The organism is Bacillus proteolyticus (genome assembly GCF_001884065.1).
In the GTDB taxonomy this organism is placed as follows: domain Bacteria; phylum Bacillota; class Bacilli; order Bacillales; family Bacillaceae_G; genus Bacillus_A; species Bacillus_A proteolyticus.
The window spans coordinates 1-5,879 of sequence record NZ_MACH01000165.1 but is presented as its reverse complement, the minus strand read 5'-3'; the positions used below and the strand labels follow the sequence as shown (position 1 = coordinate 5,879).

7 protein-coding genes and 2 pseudogenes are annotated in these 5,879 nt (G+C 33.6%); 6 read left to right on the top strand and 3 right to left on the bottom strand.

What is annotated here, in order from left to right:
- Positions 1-283 precede the first annotated feature (283 nt).
- The gene (locus tag BAQ49_RS29830; protein ID WP_071748233.1) at positions 284-1,456 is read left to right on the top strand and encodes a tyrosine-type recombinase/integrase; all 1,173 of its coding nucleotides are present in this window, start codon (positions 284-286) and stop codon (positions 1,454-1,456) included.
- 83 nt (positions 1,457-1,539) lie between these two features.
- The gene (locus BAQ49_RS29825; RefSeq protein ID WP_071748232.1) at positions 1,540-1,758 is read left to right on the top strand and encodes an alpha/beta-type small acid-soluble spore protein; all 219 of its coding nucleotides are present in this window, start codon (positions 1,540-1,542) and stop codon (positions 1,756-1,758) included.
- A gap of 407 nt (positions 1,759-2,165) precedes the next feature.
- On the opposite strand, the gene BAQ49_RS33815 is transcribed toward BAQ49_RS29825, so the two are convergent.
- Positions 2,166-2,420 carry a hypothetical protein gene (locus tag BAQ49_RS33815; RefSeq protein WP_070144149.1) on the bottom strand — a complete coding sequence of 85 codons (255 nt, stop codon included), beginning with the start codon at positions 2,418-2,420 and terminating at the stop codon, positions 2,166-2,168.
- Positions 2,421-2,691: 271 nt separating this feature from the next.
- Between BAQ49_RS33815 and BAQ49_RS33810 the strand changes: the two genes are divergently transcribed.
- From BAQ49_RS33810 to BAQ49_RS29805, 4 genes are all read left to right on the top strand, one after another.
- Positions 2,692-3,231 carry a DUF4573 domain-containing protein gene (locus BAQ49_RS33810; RefSeq protein ID WP_244159156.1) on the top strand — a complete coding sequence of 180 codons (540 nt, stop codon included), beginning with the start codon at positions 2,692-2,694 and terminating at the stop codon, positions 3,229-3,231.
- 94 nt (positions 3,232-3,325) lie between these two features.
- Positions 3,326-3,532, top strand: coding sequence for a hypothetical protein (locus tag BAQ49_RS29815; protein WP_071748231.1), 207 nt, complete (start codon positions 3,326-3,328; stop codon positions 3,530-3,532).
- Positions 3,533-3,611: 79 nt separating this feature from the next.
- Positions 3,612-3,806: a hypothetical protein gene (locus BAQ49_RS29810; protein WP_071748234.1), complete on the top strand. Its 195-nt coding sequence runs from the start codon at positions 3,612-3,614 to the stop codon at positions 3,804-3,806.
- A 514-nt stretch (positions 3,807-4,320) separates the two neighbouring features.
- Positions 4,321-4,515, top strand: a complete 195-nt coding sequence (locus tag BAQ49_RS29805; RefSeq protein ID WP_071748230.1) for a hypothetical protein — start codon at positions 4,321-4,323, stop codon at positions 4,513-4,515.
- 166 nt (positions 4,516-4,681) lie between these two features.
- Here BAQ49_RS29805 and BAQ49_RS34380 read toward each other — a convergent pair.
- Together BAQ49_RS34380 and BAQ49_RS29795 are read right to left on the bottom strand one after the other, a co-directional pair.
- A pseudogene (locus BAQ49_RS34380) lies at positions 4,682-4,825 on the bottom strand (IS6 family transposase); the annotation flags it as partial.
- A 146-nt stretch (positions 4,826-4,971) separates the two neighbouring features.
- A pseudogene (locus tag BAQ49_RS29795) lies at positions 4,972-5,879 on the bottom strand (transposase); the annotation flags it as partial.

Genomic DNA, 5,879 nt, shown 5'->3' with positions numbered 1-5,879 from the left:
GTTTAATAATATTTGTAATTCACTTTATATTTTAATGAATTTTTATAGTTGATTTTATAATAAAAGCAATATAAAAGTTGAGTAGTTAATCATTAAACGATATCTATTTATTAATAAATTATTAAAAAATATAAGTATATGTAAATAGAGAAGAATATAGCATTCTTACAGAAAGAATATGAGTTGTCATTTGTATAATTGATAGAAGTGAAATAAAATGATAAGTATAGGTAATAAAAAGTAATATATTCATAATCTTCAATAGGAAAGGTGAATTTGAAATATGGATAATAAAAGTGGAAGAGAAAATTTACACATTATAAATAATCAAAGTGAATATATAGGTATATATTTAGAGAATATAAGAGATATCGTTCCATTCCTGCATAATAATCGTTATGTAGATAAGGTGGAAGAGAAGATGGAGGTTGCTGAAAAAGAGGGAAAGAGTAAATATACGTATTTAAGCGATTTAGAAGTCATTTATCATTTTGTACATTTACAGAAAGATATGGATGAGAAGAAGAATAGAAAAGAGGATACGAAAAAGAGTTATGTATCTGAAATCTTATCATTTTGTCAGTGCATGGTGCAGCATGCAGAAGATTTCGAATTAAATGGGGAAGAGGTACAGCAAAATACCTCTTTATTAAAAACATTGCAACCTTGGCATATTCGTAAATACAACTCTTGGTTGAAGCAGGTAGAGAACGGTAGTAATGGGGAAACATATGCAGTCGCAACACTTGCAAAGAAAACAGTACTTATTCGTTCTTTTTTAAAACACCTTCATGTATTTGCTTATATCGAAAAACCTCTTCATGAAGAACTGCAGCGCGCTAATGTAAATGAACAGGATCGGCCAAATCGGGATTTATCTTATGATGAAGTTATGAAAATCTTAGGGTTTTATAAAGAAAGAGGGCATGTAGTAAACTATACAATTTTACTAGCTCTGGCAAGTACAGGTGCAAGAATTCAAGAATTGTGTACAACGAGGGTAAAAGATTTACATTATGACGGAAAGTACTGGTTAAAAGTAAAGGGTAAAGGCGATAAGGTGCGTGAACTTTTCATTTCTGAGCATTTGTACCAGTGTATTTGTGAAATGAGACGAAGAAGAGGGTTTCAAACCGTACTAGATCAAGGAGATGAAAGTCCTTTATTTGTAAATCAAAGGGGGAACTTTTATAATTCAAAAACGTTATCGAACCAGGTAACAGATATGATTAAAAAGACAAATTTAGAGTTTCTGCAGTATCGTGAGAATCCAGTAACGGCACATACATTCCGTCATGCTTTTGCAATCATGGCCGTTGAACAAGGAAATGCGGATCTATATCATTTAATGCAAACGCTGGGGCATGAAAATATCCAAACAACAAAAATCTATTTAGAGAAGCATATGAAACGGAAGAATAATGTGGGTACTTCCTTTGCGGATATGTTGCAATGAATAAAATAGAAGAAAATAGTTAACTCATGTATAAATATCATAATTAAGCACATGTTATATACAAATATAATGGAGGTGCAACAATGAATATTCAAAGACACGAAAATAATGCAAATGAATTTCATATTTCAGTTGCTGCAAGTGCTATTGAGCAAATGAAGTATGAAATTGCTCGCGAATTAGGAGTCACACTTGGACCTGATACATCATCGCGTGCAAATGGTTCTGTCGGTGGAGAAATTACAAAACGCTTAGTTCGAATGGCCGAAGAACAATTAACAGGAGAAGATAGATTACACTAAGTTAAAGAAGTAATAAAATAGAATCCATTTTTTTAAAAAAATGGATTCTATTTCTTTTTCTATTTCTTTTTTTACATAAACTTCAAAATAATGATTGTGAATCTAAAAAAAATGACCTCTTAGATTCCTTTGTAATTACTTCAAAAATTCACATCAATACCATAGATATCGATGTGAATCAAACCTTATATGAGTGGTTACAGGTTGTTTAAACGGTATTTGGTTTTTTTATGATTTTAATTCCATAACACTTAAGCCAATATAATACAAATTCATTTATTGCTACATGTATTTAAAAATTTTGAAGAGGCTTTCTAAAATATAGAAAGGGAATTTTTGTTTATATAAATTATGTTATTAGAAATTCCCTTTCATTTATCATTATGGGTATAGAAAATGGTAAGAACTTAAGGTATAGGACTTGTAAGTGGGAATCTTGCTGCAGAAAAACTAAGCATTGATGGAGTCGGTAAAGCTAAAATTCTACCTTTTATAGTAGCAAGAAATACTACTCTTACGGTATCACCTGGATGTAATCCGTAGATAGTGGATACGCTGAAACTAGTAACATCGTCTTTTATATCTCGATAAACGGAAGTGTCATTGACAAATAAATCTAATATTCCCACAAAAGGCTGGACGAATACAGGTTCAAATGTCAAATTTGCATTAATTTGGTATACCCCTTCCTGTTTGGCTGTAAAAGTATTTATACCATCATATTCATTATTAAAATCAAAGAGTTCAGTTGTGAAATTTACAGTTTGAGAGGTAAAAGCAACAGTAAATTGTTCTTCAGTTCCTATATTTGCCCTGAATGCAGATTCTATAGCTCCCGGTCCAGTAGGTCCAGTAGGTCCAGTAGGTCCAGTAGGTCCAGTAGGTCCAGTAGGTCCAGTAGGTCCAGTACGTCCAGTACGTCCAGTAGGTCCAGTGATTCCGGTAGATCCAGTAGGTCCAGTGATTCCAGTAGATCCAGTAGATCCAGTGATTCCGGTAGATCCAGTAGGTCCAGTGATTCCGGTAGATCCAGTAGGTCCAGTGATTCCGGTAGATCCAGTAGGTCCAGTGATTCCGGTAGATCCAGTAGATCCAGTAGATCCAGTAGATCCAGTAGATCCAGTAGATCCAGTGATTCCGGTAGATCCAGTAGGTCCAGTGATTCCGGTAGATCCAGTAGGTCCAGTGATTCCAGTAGATCCAGTAGATCCAGTGATTCCGGTAGATCCAGTAGGTCCAGTGATTCCGGTAGATCCAGTAGATCCAGTGATTCCGGTAGATCCAGTAGGTCCAGTGATTCCGGTAGATCCAGTAGATCCAGTGATTCCGGTAGATCCAGTAGGTCCAGTGATTTCGGTAGATCCAGTGATTCCGGTAGATCCAGTAGGCCCTGTTGAACCGATTGAATCTGGGTTTAGAGCAGCGGAAGACAGAAATTCATCCATTATATTTTCACCTCTGAAAAGATTTTAATACCAATAATAAATGTAGAGGGAGTGTAAAGTGAAATGGGCAAGTGATTGTATTTCATAAATTTAACAAAATAGTTATTTGAGAGGAAGAGAATATGAATATACAGGAACAGTTTCGGGAAGCTATTAAGGATAATGAAAAGGCAATGGTAGAGCTTAGAAACTACAAGAGTAATGGTAATCAGGTTAATAAAGCAATTACAGATAGATTGATAAAATTGAATGAAAATAATAGAGAGTTAAAGATGGCATTACATGTTAAAGGTGAATTTGATGCTGATGTTGTAGTGAAGGAAATTTAAATAAAATCCTTATTTTAGAGAAAGGGATCATCGGAGAAGAGTTTCAGCTATGCACTAAATAAAGTAAATGAAGATGTATATGCAAGCTAAGAAAATACCTAAAATTATTAAACCAACAAAAGCAAACGTTTTAACTGTATCTTTCGGAGCAAAAATAGCTAAAGCAATTGAGAGTGGTATAAAAATTAAAAAAGGACCGGCTATACACAGATTGAAAATTAAGAATGCAGTTAAAAACATTGAAATGAAACCAAAGTATTCCTTCATTGTGTGATCCTTTCTCCGAAAAATAATTATACATATTATACCATGAACAAAGTGAATCAAAGTGATTTTTCAATAAAAACGCTATTTGATATTAAACCAAAAAGAGCACTGCGAAAAGTGCCCTTGGATAGGTAGTTCAATGCCCTGTGGTCCTCGTTCAATAGTAATATATGAGTGCCTAATTAAAAGGTGACAATACTAACAAAATAACAGTTAGCAAAGGTTAACTGTCCCATTGTAACTTGTTAAGACAGAATGTGGTATGGAAGCAAAGAAATAAATAATGTGAGGATAAATGTGTTTGATTAAGTGTATAGCAATTATCGTAGGCGCTGCCGTGATTTGGGTGGCGTCTTGTTTGTTGTTAAGGAAAGATAAGGAGTGAAATAGATTTGAGACTTAAAGATTAGATAATAATATTATTACTTTAAAATGCAGAAAGTAGACTAATAAACAAGCTATTTTTGTTTTTTAGCATAGAATATGAGGAATTCTATTGTTAAAAGGAGGTAATCATATTTATGGGATGTAATTGTAATTTCAGACATTGCAGAGATTGTAATAGATTTTGGGATGATTTAATGTTCTGCAGACGCAGACATAGAGATTGTGATGACCGTCGTTGTAGACGTGATCGCGACTGTGATTGTGATGAATGTCGTCGTAGACGTAATCATGATCGTGACTGTGATTGTGATAAGCGTAAGGATTGGTAAAGTCCTTTGAATGAGTGCGTTTCTTCACAGCACTCTTTTTTTGTTTATGGGTTTTTTGAATCACTACTTATTAAATACAAAGAATGTAGTTGCAATTCGATTTAAGGCCTAACAAAACAAACGAACATAAATGTTCTGTTTGCCTGTCTAAAAGTTGACCCTTTTGTACAATCGAAATTTTTATGTTAAAAACTTTGTAAACTAGCATAGAACGAATTCGCCTCTTTATAAAGCGATGATCTTGTTCTACTATTTTATTCAAGTACTTTTGTTGTCTAAGTCGCATACCACCAGGTATGCTTTTCTTACGATTAGTCAACCTATAGATTTTTGATGGATTGAGTACCAAAAATCTATATCACACATGTATCCACGTATAACGCATACTAAATACCCCTAATATGATTCTTTTTTTTTACTAGGGGGAGATATGATATGATGAATAAAACTATGATATTAGGCCGTTAACCGATAATCATAGTGTATATCGTGTGTAATAAGATGAAAGAGAAGCTTCAGTAACTTATTCACACACGCAATGGACGCAACTTTATGACATTTGTTATAGGGTTGCGTTTTTAATTTATCGTAGTACTCTATAATGTGATTTCGCCCGTAACGCCGTTGTTTAATCATGTTTTGGATAATCAGGAAAAGTAGTTTTCGTAAATGTTTATTTCCACGTTTATTAATTTTATCTTTATAAAAAGTTTTACCGGATTGAAAGCGACGTATATCAATACCGGCATATGCATTCAATTGCTTGTTATTCGCAAAACGAGTAATATCTCCTATTTCAGCCATTAAACGTACAGCTGTATTTGGCCCAATTCCAGGAAGGCTCAAAATGATACTTTATTCTGCACGTTGTTCGGCAAGATGTACCATCTTGTTAATGCAATGTTCCTTTTGATGAAGAAGTTCTTGATAACGCCTTGCGTATACCTTGAGTTGATCACATAGGACATCATTTTGTGAAACGGCTGGATAGGAATTTTTCGCTATTTCAAGTATTTGAATTGCCTTTTTCTCTGCCATGATAGTTGATATTTTTTTATTGGTATTGGCACGAATACGATTTTTTATGATTGTTTTAGAAAGATTTAAAACACAATCTGGATGGGGAAATAGTTAAACAAAATTTAAAAATAGATCCGATTTACTAGTGAACATTTTTTCTAATTCAGGAAATGTTAATTGAATTACTTTGTGCATACGACTACGAATCATCGATAATTCTCCATCCAGTTCGCTATAAAATCTCGAAAGAGACTTTAACTGATGGAATAAGTGGTCCGTTTTATGAATCCGTAAGGAATCACATTGTAATTTTGCTTCTAAGGGGTTTAATAGACAATATGTAT